Raw genomic sequence first — 20338 nt, 5'->3', positions numbered from 1 at the left:
TCAAATAACATCCCAACGTACTGTCTCTATTGGCCTTCATAAAAAGCTAAAACAAGATTACCTTCCCGAATAATAATTGGGTTGCCGGGTAATGCGTCCAACAATTCACGCTGAGAACTTTCTACGACCACCGCCACATCTTTATAATGATAATTTTTTAATAAATCAGGTAACTGCTTTAAGCTATAAAACCGATTAGCGGCATCTGGGTATTTTAGCCCGTAGCCTAATTCCCCAGTTTGGTGAAGCATCGTAATATCACTGCGTTTAAGTACCCAAGCCAATGTGGTGCCTAGCCCGACATTATTGGTTAACAATACAGATTTATCAGCTAACTGGTGATGATACTTCGCAATCACCTCTTGTGGTGTATTATTACTGGCAATACGAGATGGGATCACATGCCCTACCGTTAAGCTAATTGCCACCGTACACACTGCGGCTAAATACCAAAACCGTTGTTTGAAAGAAAGCAACGCAACCAATAACCAAAAAATAAATGCGCCAGCGGCTAACCATAGCTTTCCACTTTCATCGGCCTGATATACATTCAGTTTAGGGTAATAAGCAGAAGCAATAATTCCACCAGCAATAACGCCACCTATCAGTGTGTTAATCAATGCATTCAAACGAATAGTGAGTGTGTTTTTCTCAGTCAGTATTTTTTCAATGTAGGCTGCCATAAGAACCGCGATCGGTGCAATACAAGGCAAAATATAGGTCAGTAATTTTCCTTTAGTAATACTGAAAAAAACAAATGGCACGATAAACCATAATAGAAAATAAATATGTAACCCTTTTTGCTGCCATGCGTGTCGTAGCGCACCAAAAAGGTACCCTAGCCAAGGTAATACCGCAGCGAGCAAGATAGGGATATAAAACCAAAATGGGGATTTGTTTTGCGCGTTATTCGCCATAAAACGTTGAATATGCTCAACCCAGAAGAAATAGTTCCAGAAATCAGGCTCACGGCTGGCAATAACAAAGGCCCAAGGTAAGCACACGACAAAAGCAGTGAACAGCGAAACAAACGAGAAAACAAATACTTCTTTGAATTGCTTAAAGTAAATAGCGGCAACAGAGCAAACAAGTACTGGCAGCACTAAAACGAGAAAACCTTTTGTTAATACCCCTAACCCACAGGCTACTCCCATCATCATAAAAGCGAGTAATTTATGAGAGAAGTATTTTGTCGTTAAACCCCATTGGAAAAAGAAAATCACCATAGTGATAAATGCTGTCACAATCGGGTCAAGAATATTGTAGGTACCGATGGTAAAGACCATCAACATTGAAAGATAAATAAACACCGCGTTGAAAGCGAGACGTGAGTTTTTCCAAGCCATTTTAGCGCTAAGATAAACAAATAGCCCACTAGCTAATGTACTAAATACCACACCAAGACGAACAGAAATGTTATTTTCACCAAATAACATTTGGAAAACAGCCCCTACCCAATAACCAAAAATAGGTTTCTCAAAATAACGAATATCTAAAAGTTCAGGAACACTCCAGTTATAACTTATAATCAATTCCCGACTAATTTCTGCATACCGCAGTTCATCCGGTTGCCACAGTAACCTACCATTTAAGGGTAAAAAATAGGTCACTAGGACAAAACCAAATAACAGGCACCATTTAAGGTAGGCAATTCTATTGTTTGCCATAATCATCTCATCTCAACCATTCTTTTTATTGATATTTAATCATTTTATTTATTTCGTTTGAGCAAACACGCTCTTTTATTTAGCTATTATCGTTATGCCAATTAAACCCCATTTAAACAAATCAAACGTTAGTTGGTAGAAAGGTCGCTGTATATAAACAATCAATAAATGAATACTACAATTCATATACAAAAATAGATAAGAATCAAATAATAAGACTGAGTGTTTAAAGAATAGTTCAGTATTTAAAAATAAGGTGAAAATTTAATTCGTTCTTAATATTAGTCATTAATACAAAAAAGTGTACGGCAGTTTATAAACAAAAACCGGTCAGGGTATTCACCATAACCGGTTGTTATTCATACAAAGTAAAACTATTTGGCAGCAGCTAACGCCTGTTCAAGGTCTGCTAAAATATCATCAATATGTTCTATGCCAATTGATAAGCGGATCATATCCCGAGAAACTCCTGCCTGCGCTAACTCTGCATCATTAAGTTGACGATGTGTCGTTGATGCAGGGTGGCAGGCTAGTGATTTAGCATCACCAATATTTACCAACCGCACAATCAGTTTCAAGGCATCAATAAAGCGTGCCCCTGCTTCTTGGCCACCTTTAATACCAAACGACATAATACTTGCTGGCTTGCCGTTCATATACTTTTGCGCTAAGCCATGTTCAGGGTTACTCGGTAGCCCTGCATATTTCACCCACTCTACTTGTGGATGATTTTCCAGGTAGTTCCCAACTTTTAGCGCATTTTCGGTATGTCTATCCATTCTTAGCGCGAGGGTTTCTAAACCTTGTAAAATCAAGAATGCGTTAAACGGTGATAATGCAGCCCCCGTTCCGCGCAATGGCGCAACACGGCAACGAGCAATAAAGGCCGCTGCACCAAAATGTTCGGTATAACTGACACCATGGTATGCCACATCCGGCTCTATCAATAACGAAAAGCGATTCGGGTATTTTGTCCATGGAAACTTACCTGAATCAATAACCATTCCGCCAAGTGATGTACCGTGACCACCAATATATTTTGTCAATGAATGAACGACGATATCTGCCCCATGTTCAAATGGACGGCATAAATAAGGTGTCGCCACCGTATTATCGACAATCAAAGGAATACCATGGCGGTGTGCAACTTCAGCGAGCGCCGCAATATCAACAATAAAGCCCGCTGGGTTTGAAATTGACTCACAAAAAATAGCCCGCGTCTTATCATCAATAAGCGCATCAAATGCGGCGAGATCGTCATGCTCCGCAAAACGTGTTTCAATTCCTAAACGCGGCAGAGCATGGGCAAATAAGTTATAGGTTCCACCGTATAATTTAGCTACAGAAACAATGTTGTCTCCAGCTTGCGCGATAGTTTGAATCGCATAAGTAATTGCCGCCATACCAGAAGCAACGGCCAAGCCAGCGACACCGCCTTCAAGCGCAGCAATTCGTTGCTCTAAAACATCATTAGTCGGGTTCATGATACGAGTGTAAATATTACCCGCGACTTTTAAATCAAAGAGGTCAGCACCATGCTGAGTATCGTCAAAAGCATAAGAGGTGGTTTGGTAGATTGGCACGGCAACGGACTTAGTGGTAGGGTCAGGAGAGTAACCGGCGTGAATCGATAATGTTTCTAATTTCATTAGTTATCCTTGTTGCAACGCACTGGAATAGTTACAGCCAGAGGTAGTGATTACGTTATTATAATGCTGTGATAACCTTAGATATTACCTAAGCCACGATACCGAGCAACTACTTGCACTTGAAATTATTTCATATTGATAGATACGGTGAGGGTGATTATCACACCCCTCAGCTTAAAAATTAGTTATATCAATGTCTATCCATATAACCTAGTTCGTATTGATATAAAAAAAGCCATGACTTTTACAGGTCATGGCTCTGTTTCTTATATCACTTTATTTATAACTATAAAAATGCACCATAAATAACCGAAGTAATAGACGCTAATCCACAGATAAAAGTAAAGATTTGTGCCAATTTTGAAGTGCTAAATTTCTTCATTGCAGGAACAATATTCATCGAAACAACAGGTAGAATGAATAGAATAGCGGCAATCATTGGTGCCCCCATCGTTTCAATCATGCCTAAAATACTTGGGTTACGAATAGTCACAATCCAGGTTGTTATCACAATAAATAACATGGATGCCATTTGAATTTTCTTCACAGAGAAAGAAGAGCGAGATTTAATTAACCCAACCAAACCTTCGTGAGCGCCTAAGAAGTGACCAAAGTAACTTGATACAATCGCAGCGAAAGCAACAATAGGCCCTAAATAAGATAGGATTGGCGATGGGTTGATATTCGCAATATGTGATAACACACTGATATTTTGTTCTTTCGCAACGGCAAGCTCTGCTGGGCTTAGTGATAACACCACAGAGAAAACGAAAAACATCACGAAACCAGTCAGCATCAATGCTGCACCACCAGTAATCATATCCGTTTTTACCACTGCATTATCACCAAACTGCTGACGTTGGTCTTTAGTAAATTGGCTGATGATTGGGCTATGGTTAAATGAGAATACGATAAGTGGGATCGCCATCCAAACAATCACAGGCATTGCACTCCAATCAGGAGCCACCTCTAGCATGGACATATTCCACTCAGGGATTAGATACAATGATAAAGCTAACAAAATGAATACCAAAGGATAAACCATTAGGGAGGTGAGCTTTAACATAAGGTCGCGACCAAATACCACACCAGCAGTCATTGCAGCAATCAATACTCCAGACAATAACCATCGTGGTAGTGGGTCTATTCCTAATTGATTTACTAAGAATGAATCAACAGTATTCGTGATACCGACACCGTAAATCAATACGATAGGGTAAATAGCAAAGAAATAGGCAAATGTAATAATATTTGCGCCTACTTTACCAAAATGCTCTTCTACCGTATCGGTAATATCGGCATTTGGATTTTTTGAGGATAAGACAAAGCGAGCTAACCCTTTATGAGCCAACCAAATCATTGGCGTTGCAATTATTGCTAATACTACTAATGGCCAAAACCCCCCAGCACCAGCTTTAATTGGTAGGAATAAAACGCCTGCCCCCACGGCGGTACCAAATAAAGAAAGTACCCAAGTGAAATCCTTATAAGTCCACTTACTGACAGGTTTATCTTCTGTAACTACTGCTTTTTCAATTGTGCTCATCTTGTGTTCTTCATCATTAACGTTATTAAAATAAGATGTGCAGATTTTGCATTAAATGGGCAACAGTACCTAATTTAATTACTCTATTTCTTTCAACTTTTTGGGGTAGATCTCGTTAATAACGTAAAAGAACAAATACCACGTAATTATTCTGTAAAAAAATAATTTCGCAATCAATTAAAAGAGTAAATTTTAGATATAAAGTATTTAATTTTTAATTCGAGGAATGGCTGAGTTATTCGCTCAGCCATTTTTTTACCTGAGAAACTGAAATGTTATAGATATATAGGCACTAATATTTCTGTCGCAATTACAACCACAACCAATCCAACTAATACTGGGATTGACGTTCTTTTCACGACTTCGAACGGAGAGATTTTTGCCATACCAGATACGGCCACGACAACCCCTGATACCGGCGATAAAGTCCGCCCTAAGTTAGAGGCTTGTAGCATTGGTATCACTAAGTAAGCAGGATTGACCCCCATTTGTTTTGCTAAATGAGGAATTAGTTCAACAAATGCATAGAACGGTGCATTCCCTGAACCTGTGGTCATCGCAGCTAACATCGTAATCACCACCAGTGCAATCATCATCACAATTGCACCAGAACCGAATGACTGTGCAAGGTCAATGAGCCCTTTAATAAAGCCAATGGTACTTAAACCTTGAGCAAATACCCCAGCCGCCACTAATAACATAACGACCGTTGCAAATGCTTCTGCCATACCTTTGTAGCAAACTTCTAAGCCACTATAGACATGTTTAGCGCTGAAGCTACGGATGAATTCAATGATTGCAGCCAAAATAATACAGCCAACAATAATGGTAACAATATGCAATTCAGGCGCCCATTTACCATCAAACACTAAAACACCGATAATTGGCGTAAAAGGTAAAATAGCGTAGAAAGCAGGAGCATGGGTTTTAATTTCATTCACATCTAACATTTCAGTCGTGACATTTTCTTTTCTGTCGAGGTAACGCTGCCAAAAGAAGTGAGCGATTGACATTGCCACAATTGCCGCGATAGAAATCGGTAAGGTCGTTTTAAATGCAAAGTCGATTAATGGCATTTCAGCCGCTTTTGCCGCTAAGATAACATCACCAGATGTCGGCGCTAAAATAATTGCCGCTGGCGATGCACAGATTGCTGCTGCTGCACCACGACTGATCCCGACATTCACCATTACAGGGAATAATGTCGCCATCAGTAATACACCGAGGCCTGTCGCAGAAGATACCGCCAGTGACATCAAACATGCCACAATATAAGCAGCAACCATCAACAAATAAGGTGAGTTGATCATTTTTAATGGCTTAGAGGCGATTTTCACCACAACATCATTCGCCCCAATGTGAGTCATATAAGATGCAAACCCACATAACACCATGATCATCATACCAAGGTCGCCACCTCGGCTCATTAATAGGAATTTTATGTATTCCAGAATATCTGTTACACGCCACCCCGTCGTCGGAACAGAACCTGGTAAAATACTTTTGCCCATAATAGCGGTAATGATTAGAAGTAAAATCCCTCCTGTCATTAACACACCCGTTGCGGAATACCCTTTTATGATATAACGCCCAACTCCAATGGCGACAATAACGCCGATTAAGAGCTCAATCATTTATTTCTCCTGCCTGTCTTATTTTGTAATTATAAAAAAAATTACTCTGCCTAATCATTAAGCAAAATTCACTGACAATGATCATGTCAGCAGATGATTTTTAATATAGAAATGCGTTAAAACACAAGAGAAATAAATAAAAAATCTTTTTGATAGTTATTTTGCAGCCGATCTTCCTATTTATTAACAACACATAGGAAGAACGGCTTAACTTAGACTAGAAAAAATATTTGAAGCGAGCACGAACACCATAGCGTTCATCATCATGATGACTAATCAAATTAGGGTTATCTGCATTAATTTTAGAATAATAAGCACCAAGATAAATTTTGTAATTATCTATAGCTAAAATTTGAGGTAACTCATAAGAAGCATACAAAGTATGAATATCATATTTACCTGGGATGTTATTCAATACTGAATTAGGGTCTGTCGAAATATTTACTGCATTAAAATCTTTAATATTATTATGCGCATAGATATAACCTAGTTGAGCGCGACGCCACAAGGCATAGCCACCTAACGATAAATCTGTTTCTGCTATTGCATCTAGGTATGCAGTACTGAATGTTAGCTGCACGCCATTATCTGAGTCTTTTTCTACGCTATTCCATCCTAAAGTCATACCATATCCATTACGTTTGGACATATCCTTCCAATGACCATCAACGTTATCCCCATAGGCATTGTTGATAACTTGGGATTCCATCGCAATAGCCACTTTAAAATCATTCGGCTGCCAAGCCACCACAGGCCTTAAATAAATAACATTTTTCTTATTATCTAGCTGATAACCATGGTAATTAGAGTCATCGAATAAAGCAGTACCATCTTCAACCAATGCGTTAATTTCAAAATACCAATCATCTAATGAGTGGGAAAGTTGCACACTACCACCATCACCTGAACGCCCCCGCCCTTCTTTCATCATATAAATATAACCGAACCCATCACTGTATAAATCATTCGCCGTATTGCCTGAATACTGTACAAACGTATCTTGTCCTAATGGGAACATGTCATAAGCTTCGTAACGGCCGAGCTTTACTTGCCAGCGATCCTTTTGCCCGAAATAAAAAGCGGCATCATCAAGGTTCATTTTTCCTGTCATATCCGCAAGCGGCTGCACAGAAAACCCTGCATAATTTCCATTATCTTTCAAATGATTACCATCTACCCCAATCAAGATTCGTCCATTAATATCCCAATTATCACTCTTATTTGGTTGGTTGTTTTTCCCAAGAGCCGTTCTGACAGATGTAATTTGTCCCTGACGACTCGCCCCATCCATATTGAACTCAACATCGCCATAAAGCTTAAGTTCACCGTAATCATTGTGGTATTGGATCCCAGATGTTGGTTTTTCTTCACTCTCCCTTGGTACATTTGTATTGGAAATAGGCTCCTTAACAACGGTTGATATGGGTTGTTTGGTAGTTTCATGCATATTCATCACTCGTTCGAGCTTTTCTGCTTTCTGTTCAGCAGCTTCGGCACGTCGTTCTGCCAACTCAGCTCTTTTCTCTAACGCCTCCAGCCTTGCCTCAATACGGCTTAAATCCGTTTGAGCATCCCCCACCAAAGGGAATAGGATGACAAAAGCCGCTGCAATCGCAGATAACGGTAACATCTTCATATTAATACCTATTTGAATTAAACCAATAAATATCATTGCTAGCGCTTTCTTCTCTTTTTTGATTTATCGTGAAGTGAGCTGCCCAGAACATGAACACAGTATATGATCAAAGATATGTTAACGTTAACATGAAATTGATAAAAGAAAGATCGAACTCACAATTCACTGATTAATCTAAAATAAACAACGTCAAAAACTATGTTCAGATTTTATTTCAACCAGTTGAAAAGTAAGTGATTTTATAAATTAATAATATGGAAACTAACCATTGAATAACTCATAAATCATATCGCCAAAAAAGCCACGATACTGTAAGTATCTAATTTGTTTGCTTTTTTCCTTGAAATCATGAGGAAGGTCATCACCGAATTTTTTACTACGAACCAATGCGGCCTTTTCAAACCAATCTACATCTAGAGTAGCAAAATGCTTTTCCACAACCGTTTCAGTGAAACCTTTCTGCCGCATTTCTTGTTTTATCCGCAATGGCCCATATCCCTTGCGCAGATAACCTTGCATTAATAGCCCCGCGACACGGTCATCATCAAGAAAATGTTGCTCACTTAGTCTTTCAAGCACCAATTCAATTAAAGGCTCATCAATAATACCTTCATTTTTTTCATACATACGCCGTTTCATACGAGCAAATAGCTCGGCTTTACCGTAATCACGGCGGGAAAGCATAAACAAGGCATATTGGTAAAGCTCGGATTCATTCATGGCGTTAAACTTTCATCATTAAATTGGGCGCATTGCGCGCCCAGTCTAACATAAACCTTTGTACTCTAGCTTGAATAAGTATGTGATTCGGCTGGCGGACCTCAGTCAGCACCCATGCGGTTTGAATCGTGACGCGTATATACTCTAAATAATTCAAGTTGCATGTAGGCGACAAACGAAGACAGACCGATGAGCATACATAAGTATGTGATTCGGCTGGCTGAGCGCAGTCAACACCCATGCGGTTTGAATCGTGACGCGTATATACTCTAAATAATTCAAGTTGCATGTAGGCGACAAACGAAGACAGACCGATGAGCATACATAAGTATGTGATTCGGCTGGCCGAGCGCAGTCAACACCCATGCAGCTTGAAGTATGACGAGTATGACAAGTTAGTGAACTTGAGCGCCACTTAACAATTTATATATCGTATCAGGGGTATAACTGCCGTCTTGGAAATAAATTGTCCAATCCGTAATATCGTCGCGCGTTAATGGATAAACTTCCCCTTCTTGCATATTTTTCACATAAAAAGGATGGTTAATTAAACGCCCTTCAAACTTGTCTCCATTCCAAGAAACAGGTTCAAACCACATATGTTCATGACCATCGAAATCTTCTTCTGCATCATGGTAACCAATACCGCATTTCACTAAAAAGCGCCATTCCGAGTCTTCAGCTTCCTCGTTTTTACCGAGGAATTTGGCAAAAAAGCCTTTCTTCTGAGCGACTGGTTTTGGCCCGTAGTTATCTAACATATGGGTAAAATATTCCCAACGTAATTTGGCTTTACGGGACATATCAGCGGTTTCTTCATCGGTACGCATAAACATCATCGCGTTTTGATCTTCAAAGCCTTCAAAGAAACTTTCTAATACCGGGTTTTCTTGTGTCACACGAAACAACATCGCGGATGGGTGCTGATGAGATTCGTCTCGATCATGCCAATCCCCCATGAAACGCTCTGATGACGCATCACCAAACTCGAAATTCATCTCTTCAAGTGGTTTTAAGTCATCAATTGGCGTTGATTTACCCACATGCAACAGCCCTTCTTCAAACGGTACTGCAACTAAATACTCATAGCCTGCTTGGGTTTGACCAATAAAAATAGGTTCATTAAACACGATTTTTCCGTGAGTAATACTGTTATTCACGAAGCTCCAAAATAGTTCGGGAATACCATAATAAGAAGCAATCGGGTGCGGTATAATAATTTCTGCTTCCGATAAACCACAACGTGCCAAACCGTGAGTATGGAACCAATACATGGTCGGAGCACGCTCTTCTTCCGGCTTGTCTTCATTGTCTTCTTGATCATAAATAGCATGAACAACATACAAAGAGTCAATGCTTGGCATCAAATCATCAATTAGTTGGAAATTAAGCCACTCACGAGTAAACACTTTCCCTGCGGCAGAAATATCCAAGCCTAGTAATAAATCTGGCACTAATATTTGAATAATTTTCAGCTGCTGAAGGTAATTAGCTAATGGCTGCCCTTGAAATAAACATTCAACAATCACTGCTTGAGGAGCAGCACTGGCCTCTGCATACAGCTCAGGGCTAATTGGATCAGTGGCAAAATAAGGATTGATGGTATATTCAGGGTCGCTATCCACTAAAGAGATATAAAAACGTAATTCTTCTTCATCTTTTTTACAGCTAAAGAAAAAGCCGCCATCCTCAGGAATGTAGTCTATTTCACCATCGGTGAAATAAGTTTGCTCTTCTAAACGCTGCTCTAATAATAAAGACGTCAGCTCAGAACCAGGGATAGCAACCATCATTGATGCTTCTTTTTCACCCTCACCTGCTGCGGTATCAAGGTAGTGTTGTTTATTATTCATTTTCAGACCTATTAATAAGTGACTCTGGCGAGGATATCAGCTTATATTCATTAAGAATATTGTGATTATTCTTAACAAACAGAGATTGTGATTTGATCCTTCGTATTGCAAGTAAGTTAATAAATAATCATTATTCGACAATCAGTTATTCTACTTTTCATACTGTATTGACTGAGGCACAATAATGCACTTTCTTTAATTTGCTTTAAATTGATAAAGCAAAAGTTCTATTTCAATAAAGGTAATTCAAATATGGCTGATTTAACCAAGGCACAAAAAGAATATGTTGATGAACTGGCGATGCAGCGCGTTTTCGATATGAATAGCGATGAAGTGCTGGTCAACGCCTTAGAACAAAAGATTCACCAAATGGAAGACCATTTAAAAGCCTATTTTCATGAGCGTGTTAAGTTTCATCAACAAAACAAAAAATAGTATTTTCAGCCCTATCGTGCCGATGTTATTTCTTGCATCGGCAGCTATTTTAGGTATGAAAAATGATAATCTTAAATAAACAATTAACATACAGGTATCTAGTTTTAGATCTTCATAAAAAAGCATTAAGCGCTATCGATAAAAAAATTATCAATGTTAAAATTCCAACTATTATAGATATACCTAACTACACCTCTCTATTATCTAAAGATTGAGCCAATTTTATGAAACGCATTCAATTCAGTACTGCACTGATTCTTTCTTCTATTATGAGCATGTCTGTGAGCTTTGCCGATAGTGATCGTCCGTTATTTTCGGTCTCCGTGAGTGAGTCTGGAGTCCCACAAAGTAACAGCGAAGGCGGCATTACTCGTTCTTCTACCACAGAGTCACGAGTACTGCCGATTTGGGGCGATGAAGCCCGCGCTCGAGGGTATGATTTACCGGAACCTTTTGGGATCGGCTACGGATATATGAACCTACGTCAAGATATAAAAGTTGACAAAATAGCCTTTAAATCAGAAAAGGGCGTAAATATTCCTTTTGTTAAATTCGATTTAAATGATGACTTAATGATTAAAACAGGACATACACGCAGTAAGAATGAATCACATATGTTAAAACTCGATACTTGGGTCTTTCCATTTATGAACGTATATGGCGTTTATGGAAAAACCAAAGGAACATCAACCACAAATCTTGATAGTGTAAAAGCTCGGGTCAAAATTTTTGGCAAAGAAAATATAATTGATATCGGTAAAAATCTACCTTTTGAATTAGATTATAAAGGAAAAACGTATGGTGGTGGTGTTACCTTCGCTGGTGGGTATAACCAATTCTTTAGTACATTAGATTTTAACTATACCAGAACAAGCCTTGATATCTTAGACGGTGACATTACTGCTTTTGTTGTAACTCCTCGGGTTGGTTATGAATTTATCTTTGAACCTTTAATCCCTGGTCAAGGTAATACAAAGCTACAAATTTGGACTGGTGCCATGTATCAAGATATTACCCAACGATTCAAAGGTGATATTAATAAACTAGATTTACCGCCTGAATTGAGTGGGTTGATGGCATTAGCGCCAGACGATGCAAAATTCGATGTTAAACAGCATCTTGCCCATAAATGGAATAATACTATCGGTGCCCGTGTCGAACTCACTAGAAACTTTAATGTGTTAACAGAAGTCGGTTTTAATAACCGAAATAGTTTTTATATTTCTGGGGAATTCCGTTTTTAATGTGGCATTCGGCAATTATCCAAAGGCTGGCCTTGCTCAGCCTTTTTATTATTTTTCCCGCTAAAGCTGATTTACTCCCTGATCGCCAGCAAATCGATGGCTGGTTAAACGATCTCGGTGGAAAAAATAGCTTTGATGAAAGTAAAACTGTCGATTGGGGCGTATTACCGGGGCCATTTTATACCCCCGAAATGGGCGTTGGTATTGGTACTGCGCTGGTTGGTTTATATCGAATAGATAAAGAAGATAAACAAACCCAGCCGTCTTCTATTGGCTTAAGCGGTTTTGCGTCGTCTACAGGCGCGTTTGGCTTAAATTTTACCAACTATAATTTTATTGATAACGACCAGTGGCGGTTATTTGTTTCCGGCACCATTAACAATATTCCCACTTATTACTGGGGTAAGGGATATTCTGCAGGGAAAAACGATCACAATAAAGAAAAGTACCATTCCCAAGAATTCCAAATAACCCCAAGAGTCTTATATCAATTAGCCGATTCGACTTATATTGGTCTTGGTTGGAACTTTTCATCAATCAATGCCAGCGATCCTGATGATGGCGCCAAACAGTATTTCTCCAATTCAATTGGGGGTCGTTCGGTGTTAAATTCAGGCATCAGTGCATACTACAGTTATGACACACGAGATTTTCTGCCCAATGCCTATCATGGGCAAGCTTTTGAGGCCATCTATACTTATTTTGCGCCTACCCTCGGTAGCGATACACGTTTCCAAACCACCCAATTACAATATGCCTATTACCATGCCTTAGCCGAAGAGACTGTTATTGCATTCGACAATTATGCGAGGTTTTCAACCGGAAATGTACCGTGGAACCAGCTATCATTACTCGGTAATGGTAACCGCATGCGCGGGTATTATGAAGGTCGTTATCGTGATAACAATATATTCACCAGCCAAATAGAACTTCGTCATAAACTCGATTGGCGTCATGGCGTTGTAGGCTGGCTAGGAACAGGAACCATGAGTGATACTGCCTCTGAATTAGGCCAAGGGCATTGGTTGCCCACCGTTGGCGTAGGCTATCGTTTTGAATTTAAACCAAGAATGAATGTTCGCTTGGATTTCGGTGTCGGCCGCAACAGTACAGGGGTATATTTTCAAGTTGGGGAGGCGTTTTAATGTTCAAATGGGTTCTGGCAATGGGGATTGGACTTTTATTAGCCGCCTGCCAAAGTCATGACAAACTGGAATTACCCACTATTGAGCCTGTCATTACCCCCTATACTTTTGAAGAAGCCTCACAAAATTGGCCTATTATTGCTTCCTTAGCCCCACCACAAGGTTTGCGCGCTTGCTGCGCCTTTGGCTACAACTTGCAAGCTGAGCTATGGGGATTACCTGTCCCGTTTTACACTATCGATAATATCGTTGAAGCAGATAGCCTAGGAGAACATCATTATAATGACAGCTTTTTAGGTGCCTCTGCGGCATTAATGGGGCTCAGTAATGAAAAAATAGGCTTACTCTATACGGATAAAAGCGGGTTTATTGATATTTCCCATGTCAGAGATACTGCAGATTATACTTTTTACTTATTTAGCCAAATTTACCCACGTCTAGGCCAACAATGGTCGTTGTCACTGAGTGAAGAATTAGCGGATAGACAAATACATTTCAGTGCATTTGAACCGCCGAAATCCGCCAAACAGCGCTATACACTAAGCGCCTACTTAGCCGCAAAATTGGCTTTCCAACTCGCGGTATGGCATGAAATTGCACAGTGGTATGGCTATCAATCTGTACCGGGGTTTTCTGAAGGGGTTTCCGCATTTTCCCCTGAAGACCTGTACTCAAATTTACTTGGTTCCCGTCTCGCCTTAACTTTGATACTACAAGGCCGAGCAGGCTCTTTAGCCACTTACTCTCAATCAATGGAAAATATTCTTCCACTGGCCCTTCACCAACTCGGTAGCAAAGATAGAAAAACCACGCGAAAAATATTTGATAGCGTTGATGGTTTATGGTGGAACAGTTACCGTAGAGTACCAGAGAAATTTCTTGTTTTAACAAGAGATTACCAAACAAGTGACCAACGTTATCCTCTGATGCCCCCACAAATTATGCCATCTGAAGGCTTATTTTTAACGTTGCCTGACCGCTATCTCAAATATGATTTGTCATTACTCGCACAACTGCGTTTGCTCCCTACTGGAAATATGAAACAGCTCCCCAAACCGACCTCTTATTGGACAGTGGCAGATTTTCCACAGCTGGCGGAAGATGCGAAGCAACAAGATTTACTGCAACAAATTTTAAAACCTTAAAGGGACTATTTGTGATATCCATATGACTCACCCTATAGGACTTTATCCTGACATTGTTGCGCTTAAAATTTAAGGTAAATGTCACTTTTTACTCATTTGCAGATAATAATCTTATTTCACTTTTGTCGCCTCGATAGGCTTTAATAAAACGATGGAGAACTCATTTCGGTCAAAAAATAGACTACCAACTGCTTATTTTTCAGACAAAATAACCCTATAATAACTAAATGAATTGTGTGTTTTTTACTCAAATTTAACTTAAGTAAAGCGCAAACGCCACGGGAATAAATAGTTTAACTTATCATTCATCATATGAAAATATACCAAACGAAACCATTAGGTCATTTAAAATCAATACATTCATATTAATATAAAAAAATCCACAAAATAATACAGAAGTTTCCTTAATGTCATCCGGATAAATGTAGCTCGTGAAAAATTAATCTGCTAATATTCGCTCGAATTTTGTTCAGAGATACTTAGGAGAAGCAAATGCCCTCTCGAACGATGAGGACAAACGCCGTCTTCGCTTTCTTATTTTTACTTTTATTTTCGAGCCTGAGTATGGGCTCCACCAGTACCAGCACAATGCTCAATAAAGAGTATACTAATAAGACTGTGCAACAGAATGTAAGTCAGGCTAAAACCTCACTCCCTGACTTGCGTAAATACCCTTCTGGTACGCCTCGAAAGAAAGCATTTTTGAAAACGGTTGTCCCTGTTATTGAAAAAGTGAATAAGCAGATTATGGCTGAACGTACTTGGTTGCTATCAGTACAAGCTAATAAGAAGTGGAGCGCACAAGAGTTGCGCCGTCTTGAACAAATCTGTAATAGCTATGGTATGAAATGTAGTAATCCAAAACGTTTAAATTGGAACAAACTATTGAGTCGTGTCGACATCATGCCAACACACTTAGTTGCCACACAAGCAGCAACAGAGTCTGGTTGGGGTACATCACAACTTGCTCTGCAAAACGGTAATTTATTTGGTATGCGCTGCGGTAGTGGCTGCCAGACCAAACAAGGAAAGATTAAAGGCTATTCTACATATTCTTCTGTAGAAGAGACCGTGACTGCTTATATGAAAAATATGAATACCCATAATGCTTATGAGTCACTACGTACTTCACGAGCAAAACAGCGTCTATCAAAAGATGAGCTAGATACTAAAAAGTTAATCAATGATATGAAAGGGTACTCAGAGTTAGGTTCTACTTATAACCGCTATTTACAAGAGATGTACGCGAGTAATGAAGAATTGATTACACAAGCTCAGCAAAGAGCAGCCACTCGCATTTAATTTTGTATCACCAGGTACAAGACATAAAAAATCCACTTAACTAAGTGGATTTTTTATCCCTCACAAACCGTATTTAACTTACTTAACTCATTCGACTAATTCATTTTTTATGTTTTTTTAGATTTACTCTATTGCCTTAAATAGTTCGAGTGGTGGCGAGGCGGCAAGAGAAGCTACCCCTAGGAGCATACATAAGTATGTGACTAGGGTAGCTGAACGTAGCCAACAAAGTCACCGCTCGAAATATGACGAGCAATATGACAAGCAATATTCTGATTGCATAGAAAAAGAGATCAAATATCATATACCCTAACCTTCTAACAAAATAATTAACATCTTTGAGTCTAATATGAATTTCTTCTCTTTTGAGTTTCTTGGCTCTTTCTTGATTTTTTTTCTTATTTATTGGGGTTGTCAGCCCAGTGCAAAGTTACAAAATGGCTTATTAATCACTGCTAGCTATTTTTTTGTTTATTCATTTAGTCCTGACTTTGCTTATATCTTATTTAGCTACACACTGATTATTTATTTGCTTACCAACGTGGCAACCAATTGGCTCTCTAGTCGATGGATATACGGTATTCTTACCGCTGTCATTGTTGGCTTCTTTACCACCTTTAAATATTACTCATTCTTCCAAGAGACTATTCAGCAAACACTCGATAAATTTGGTTTTAGTGTTGGTCTTCCTATATTGGAAATACTCGCACCGCTTGGACTCTCATTTTATGTATTCCATTCGGTAAGCTATACGGTATCAGTTTGTCGCAAAGAAATTCCTAAAGCCGATTTCTTTGATGTAACATTGTATCTTGCATTTTTTCCGAGCATCGTCGCAGGGCCAATCAACCGCGCGAAGAACTTTCTTCCCCAAATACAAGCGGAAAGCCGTGAGGTTTTAGATCCTCGAAAAGCGATATTGCTTATTTCATTAGCACTAGTGAAATTGTTTTTATTTAGCTCTTACTTGTCTGAAAATTTTGTAAATCCAGTCTTTGATTCTCCCGTGGGTTACAATGCGGGAGAGATCCTAGTAGCAACCTATGCCTATGCTTGGAATATTTACTTTAACTTCTCAGGTTATACCAATCTGGTGACGGGCATCGCGTTATTATTAGGATTTAGAGTCCCTGTTAACTTTAATGCGCCTTATTTAGCTGCAAATTTAAAAGAGTTTTGGGCCCGTTGGCACATCAGCTTATCTACATTTATTCGCGACTATATTTATATCCCCCTAGGCGGTAACCGCAAAGGTTTTAGCCGTATGAATACCAATGTATTCCTTGCGATGGTCATTTCAGGGTTATGGCATGGTGCAGCAATGACATTTGTAGTTTGGGGAGCCATTCATGGATTAGGAATTGTGCTACTCAATCTTAAGAGTTTATGCATGGAAAAATTAGGATGGACCCAAGTGATTCCTAATAAAACATTATCCGTTTGGGTGTCACGAATTATTACTTTCCATTTTGTCTGCTTTGCATGGATTTTCTTCCGTAGCCCCTCATTTGATGATGCCCTGTTAATGGCCAATCAAATCATTGCACCTGGTTTTATTGCTTCAATTAATGCAAGCCTAGGCTTACTAATCGCATTTTGGCTACTACTGATTACCTACCCTTATTTTGTACAAGGCTACCATTATGTGGCAAAAAAATACCAAACCATTCCTTGGTATTATTATCCTATTCCGCTCGCGATTATTCTAACTATTATGTTTATGCTTTCTCCTTCAGGTATGCCGGGGTTTATTTATGCTAACTTCTGAGTTTAAAAATACCCTAATCAAAGTTGGGCAGATTTTATTTATTGTCCTAATTGCTGGCCTATTATTAATTTGGTTGAATCAAAGCTCACTAGAACGATTTTGGCAGCAAAAATATCACCAAGATACCCCATGGGCAAAAATGGCAGGGAATCCTATCTGGGATTATGGTGCTTATTTACATGATGGTGCGCTTGAAGCAGGAAGCTTATTCACTTATTACGCATCAGGGCAAAAAGCGCAGGAAGACAAACAAGCCGCAGAGCTTGAACTGGCCAATAAAGATAAAAAACTCAGTTTCCCCAAAGAGTTTCAAATTGGTCTTCATTTCGTAAATGGCTATATTTATCCAGCTGAAAGCTTATCGATTACTTTCCCTGAGCGGCTTAAACGGCCACAAGTTAGAGAGAAAAACCAGAAAATTAACTTTGGTGGTTTTACAATCAAAAAAGATCAGCCAATCGTGGCAAAACATATTGCCAATATCGAAAAGGGCCAACAAGTCCTGTTCGCGGGGGACTCCATGATGCAAGGCGTCGCTCCACATGTTAAAAACATGCTCTTGAAAAAATATAATATCGATAGCATTAACCTAAGCAAGCAAAGTACAGGACTGGCGTATCCACGCTTTTTCAATTGGCCACAAACCATTGCTAAGGCATTGAATGATAACCCCAACATTAAGGTTTTAGTCATTTTTTTAGGACCTAACGACCCTTGGGATATGCCACCACAGACGGGTTATAAATACGTCAAATTTAAAAGTGAAGATTGGGAAAAAGTGTACCGTGAACGAATTGGTGATATAATATCGACTGCTCGCCAGCACAATGTTGATGTTATTTGGGTTGGGCCTCCTAATATGCGTAAAAATACGCTCTCCGATGGCATGAAATTCTTAAGTAGCCTCTACCAATCTGAAGTTGAAGACAACGGTGAAATTTACTTTTCGGTCAATGATGTCTTTAAATATAAAGGCGATACCTATTCTGACTATATCGGTGATGCGAGTAGTACCATTAAATTGCGAAGTGGTGACGGGATCCATTTCAGCGGAAAAGGTCAACAATTGATTGCTGAAAAAGTATTCTCACTCATTCATTTCGAAGAAGAGGAAGAAAAGGAACCTCATGAAACTGAACAAACTGTGTCAAGCTAAGTCCAAAATATTGGCGGGTAGCGTGATTGCGCTTTTGTCGCTGGGCTTATTGTCTTGCCAGAACACATCAGACAAAACTCGCACGACTAGCCTGCCTAAAGGCCAGCCAGTCGTTGCACAAGGGCAGTTGGTCAATAACTCAGAGCCTAATTTGCCACAATTGGCGAATAAATTACGCCAAGGCAACCAACAAGTTCACATTGTCCAAATTGGTGATTCACATACAGCCGCTGACTTTTTCAGCGGTAATTTAAGAACATTATTTCAGCAACGTTATGGTGACGCGGGCCCAGGCTTCATTCCTCCGATTTCGGTACCTGGGCAACGAACAGCGACCATTAACCGTATGAGCGAAAAGAAAGAGTGGTCACTGGCTTCAAGCCGCAAAGATGAACGCTTTGATTACCCACTGGGTGGGCTAATTGCCGAGCCACAAGCAGCCAACAGTAAAGTAGTGCTCAAGCCTTTACAGCCTGCGCTAGGTGCTTATCAGCTACAAACTCTATACCAAAGCACAAGTGACTCACAAATGCGTGTCGCTCCTGCCGTCTCCCCCAATGTTGCATTGCCAGCCACAGGCAACCAGTGGGTATTTTCGTCCCCTGTAAATACCCAGCTTCCAGCCCAAGTTACTGTTAATAAAGGTGATGGGTTGAAAATTGGTGGGTGGTTAGTGCGTTCGCAAAAACCAGGAGTAATGTTTTCAGCTCTTGGGCTCAATGGTGCAACACTGAGTATGACAGATAAATGGCAACCACAATGGAGCGAAACCTTAGCTCAAATGTCCCCTGATATGGTGATTTTAGCCTATGGAACCAATGAAGCTTTTAACGATACATTAGATTTAGCCGCTTACGAGCAAAATTTACGCGCCAAAATTCGCTTAATTCGCCAACAAATGCCAAATAGCGTTATTTTACTTATCGGCCCGAATGATTCACTTAAATTTAATGATGCGGCGAGTTGCCAAGCTCAGATGCCAGTGAATTTAACGAGTGTGATTCAAATTCAAAAAACAGTTGCCGCTCAGGAAAATACGCTATTTTGGGACTGGCAAGCCTTTATGGGTGGCCCTTGTTCAATTCGCACATGGGCAGCACAAGATTTAGCACGACCTGATAATGTGCACCTCTCCGTCGAGGGTTATAAGAAGAGCGCACAAGGCCTATATAGTCAGTTAAACCAAATATTGAATTGATTACTGGTCCAACGCACGATAAGGCAGAAGTATATTCAACGTACTCTGCCTTTTTATTTACTCCTACTATTTTTTAATGTTAAGCACCTAATAGTTGTCATTTCACTTTGTTTTTTCTTACTTATCTTTTTGTTACTCTAAAAACATAATTCCAATATTAAAATAAAAATAATTATTTTAAATAAAAACAATGAGTTAAAATAATGACTCTCGGAATATTACTGACTCGTTAAGAATTTA

Annotated in this window: 15 protein-coding genes; 8 read left to right on the top strand and 7 right to left on the bottom strand. The window is 39.5% G+C overall.

The window, feature by feature from the left end; all coding sequences use genetic code 11:
- Positions 1-26: 26 nt before the first annotated feature.
- From arnT to M1F17_RS02160, 7 genes are all read right to left on the bottom strand, one after another.
- A complete protein-coding gene (gene arnT / locus M1F17_RS02190; protein WP_110592507.1) occupies positions 27-1673 on the bottom strand; it encodes a lipid IV(A) 4-amino-4-deoxy-L-arabinosyltransferase in 1647 nt (548 codons plus the stop codon).
- A gap of 368 nt (positions 1674-2041) precedes the next feature.
- Positions 2042-3316, bottom strand: a complete 1275-nt coding sequence (locus M1F17_RS02185) for a bifunctional O-acetylhomoserine aminocarboxypropyltransferase/cysteine synthase (RefSeq protein WP_206277685.1) — start codon at positions 3314-3316, stop codon at positions 2042-2044.
- 286 nt (positions 3317-3602) lie between these two features.
- On the bottom strand, positions 3603-4862 hold the full coding sequence (locus M1F17_RS02180; RefSeq protein WP_094961452.1) for an aromatic amino acid transport family protein: 1260 nt from the start codon (positions 4860-4862) through the stop codon (positions 3603-3605).
- 275 nt (positions 4863-5137) lie between these two features.
- The gene (gene dcuC, locus M1F17_RS02175) at positions 5138-6496 is read right to left on the bottom strand and encodes an anaerobic C4-dicarboxylate transporter DcuC (protein WP_004261170.1); all 1359 of its coding nucleotides are present in this window, start codon (positions 6494-6496) and stop codon (positions 5138-5140) included.
- 217 nt (positions 6497-6713) lie between these two features.
- The gene (locus M1F17_RS02170) at positions 6714-8132 is read right to left on the bottom strand and encodes a carbohydrate porin (protein ID WP_036958415.1); all 1419 of its coding nucleotides are present in this window, start codon (positions 8130-8132) and stop codon (positions 6714-6716) included.
- 261 nt (positions 8133-8393) lie between these two features.
- On the bottom strand, positions 8394-8852 hold the full coding sequence (locus M1F17_RS02165) for a regulatory protein RecX (RefSeq protein WP_004261175.1): 459 nt from the start codon (positions 8850-8852) through the stop codon (positions 8394-8396).
- Between the two features lie 395 nt (positions 8853-9247).
- Positions 9248-10705: a DUF4026 domain-containing protein gene (locus tag M1F17_RS02160; RefSeq protein WP_094961453.1), complete on the bottom strand. Its 1458-nt coding sequence runs from the start codon at positions 10703-10705 to the stop codon at positions 9248-9250.
- Positions 10706-10957: 252 nt separating this feature from the next.
- Between M1F17_RS02160 and M1F17_RS02155 the strand changes: the two genes are divergently transcribed.
- The 8 genes from M1F17_RS02155 to M1F17_RS02120 all read left to right on the top strand — a co-directional run bounded on the left by M1F17_RS02155 (position 10958) and on the right by M1F17_RS02120 (position 20098).
- A complete protein-coding gene (locus tag M1F17_RS02155) occupies positions 10958-11140 on the top strand; it encodes a hypothetical protein (RefSeq protein ID WP_004261179.1) in 183 nt (60 codons plus the stop codon).
- 224 nt (positions 11141-11364) lie between these two features.
- Positions 11365-12384 carry a hypothetical protein gene (locus M1F17_RS02150; protein ID WP_004261181.1) on the top strand — a complete coding sequence of 340 codons (1020 nt, stop codon included), beginning with the start codon at positions 11365-11367 and terminating at the stop codon, positions 12382-12384.
- Positions 12384-13529: a BamA/TamA family outer membrane protein gene (locus tag M1F17_RS02145; RefSeq protein WP_094961454.1), complete on the top strand. Its 1146-nt coding sequence runs from the start codon at positions 12384-12386 to the stop codon at positions 13527-13529. Before M1F17_RS02150 ends, M1F17_RS02145 begins: the two co-directional genes overlap by 1 nt.
- Positions 13529-14674 (top strand): DUF4056 domain-containing protein, encoded by a 1146-nt coding sequence (locus M1F17_RS02140; protein ID WP_094961455.1) that lies wholly within the window; start codon positions 13529-13531, stop codon positions 14672-14674. The genes M1F17_RS02145 and M1F17_RS02140 overlap by 1 nt, the downstream gene beginning before the upstream one ends.
- Positions 14675-15166: 492 nt before the next feature.
- On the top strand, positions 15167-15976 hold the full coding sequence (locus tag M1F17_RS02135) for a protein bax (RefSeq protein ID WP_164454927.1): 810 nt from the start codon (positions 15167-15169) through the stop codon (positions 15974-15976).
- Positions 15977-16325: 349 nt separating this feature from the next.
- On the top strand, positions 16326-17744 hold the full coding sequence (locus tag M1F17_RS02130) for an MBOAT family O-acyltransferase (RefSeq protein WP_004261191.1): 1419 nt from the start codon (positions 16326-16328) through the stop codon (positions 17742-17744).
- Complete coding sequence (locus tag M1F17_RS02125; protein ID WP_094961456.1) at positions 17731-18900, top strand: DUF459 domain-containing protein; 1170 nt, start codon at positions 17731-17733, stop codon at positions 18898-18900. Before M1F17_RS02130 ends, M1F17_RS02125 begins: the two co-directional genes overlap by 14 nt.
- A complete protein-coding gene (locus tag M1F17_RS02120; RefSeq protein ID WP_112307386.1) occupies positions 18872-20098 on the top strand; it encodes an SGNH/GDSL hydrolase family protein in 1227 nt (408 codons plus the stop codon). The genes M1F17_RS02125 and M1F17_RS02120 overlap by 29 nt, the downstream gene beginning before the upstream one ends.
- The last annotated feature ends 240 nt before the right edge of the window (positions 20099-20338 follow it).

Source organism: Providencia sp. PROV073, assembly GCF_033688125.1.
GTDB lineage: Bacteria > Pseudomonadota > Gammaproteobacteria > Enterobacterales > Enterobacteriaceae > Providencia > Providencia hangzhouensis.
This window is presented reverse-complemented; position numbering and strand designations above follow the sequence as displayed.

Bases quoted from the DNA above. Each gene is read 5' to 3' on its own strand.
- M1F17_RS02185 (WP_206277685.1), bottom strand. From the start codon at position 3,316: ATGAAATTAGAAACATTATCGATTCACGCCGGTTACTCTCCTGACCCT.
- dcuC (WP_004261170.1), bottom strand. From the start codon at position 6,496: ATGATTGAGCTCTTAATCGGCGTTATTGTCGCCATTGGAGTTGGGCGT.
- M1F17_RS02135 (WP_164454927.1), top strand. From the start codon at position 15,167: ATGCCCTCTCGAACGATGAGGACAAACGCCGTCTTCGCTTTCTTATTT.
- M1F17_RS02150 (WP_004261181.1), top strand. From the start codon at position 11,365: ATGAAACGCATTCAATTCAGTACTGCACTGATTCTTTCTTCTATTATG.
- M1F17_RS02120 (WP_112307386.1), top strand. From the start codon at position 18,872: ATGAAACTGAACAAACTGTGTCAAGCTAAGTCCAAAATATTGGCGGGT.
- M1F17_RS02145 (WP_094961454.1), top strand. From the start codon at position 12,384: ATGTGGCATTCGGCAATTATCCAAAGGCTGGCCTTGCTCAGCCTTTTT.
- M1F17_RS02180 (WP_094961452.1), bottom strand. From the start codon at position 4,862: ATGAGCACAATTGAAAAAGCAGTAGTTACAGAAGATAAACCTGTCAGT.
- M1F17_RS02155 (WP_004261179.1), top strand. From the start codon at position 10,958: ATGGCTGATTTAACCAAGGCACAAAAAGAATATGTTGATGAACTGGCG.
- M1F17_RS02160 (WP_094961453.1), bottom strand. From the start codon at position 10,705: ATGAATAATAAACAACACTACCTTGATACCGCAGCAGGTGAGGGTGAA.
- M1F17_RS02170 (WP_036958415.1), bottom strand. From the start codon at position 8,132: ATGAAGATGTTACCGTTATCTGCGATTGCAGCGGCTTTTGTCATCCTA.
- M1F17_RS02125 (WP_094961456.1), top strand. From the start codon at position 17,731: ATGCTAACTTCTGAGTTTAAAAATACCCTAATCAAAGTTGGGCAGATT.
- M1F17_RS02130 (WP_004261191.1), top strand. From the start codon at position 16,326: ATGAATTTCTTCTCTTTTGAGTTTCTTGGCTCTTTCTTGATTTTTTTT.
- arnT (WP_110592507.1), bottom strand. From the start codon at position 1,673: ATGATTATGGCAAACAATAGAATTGCCTACCTTAAATGGTGCCTGTTA.
- M1F17_RS02140 (WP_094961455.1), top strand. From the start codon at position 13,529: ATGTTCAAATGGGTTCTGGCAATGGGGATTGGACTTTTATTAGCCGCC.
- M1F17_RS02165 (WP_004261175.1), bottom strand. From the start codon at position 8,852: ATGAATGAATCCGAGCTTTACCAATATGCCTTGTTTATGCTTTCCCGC.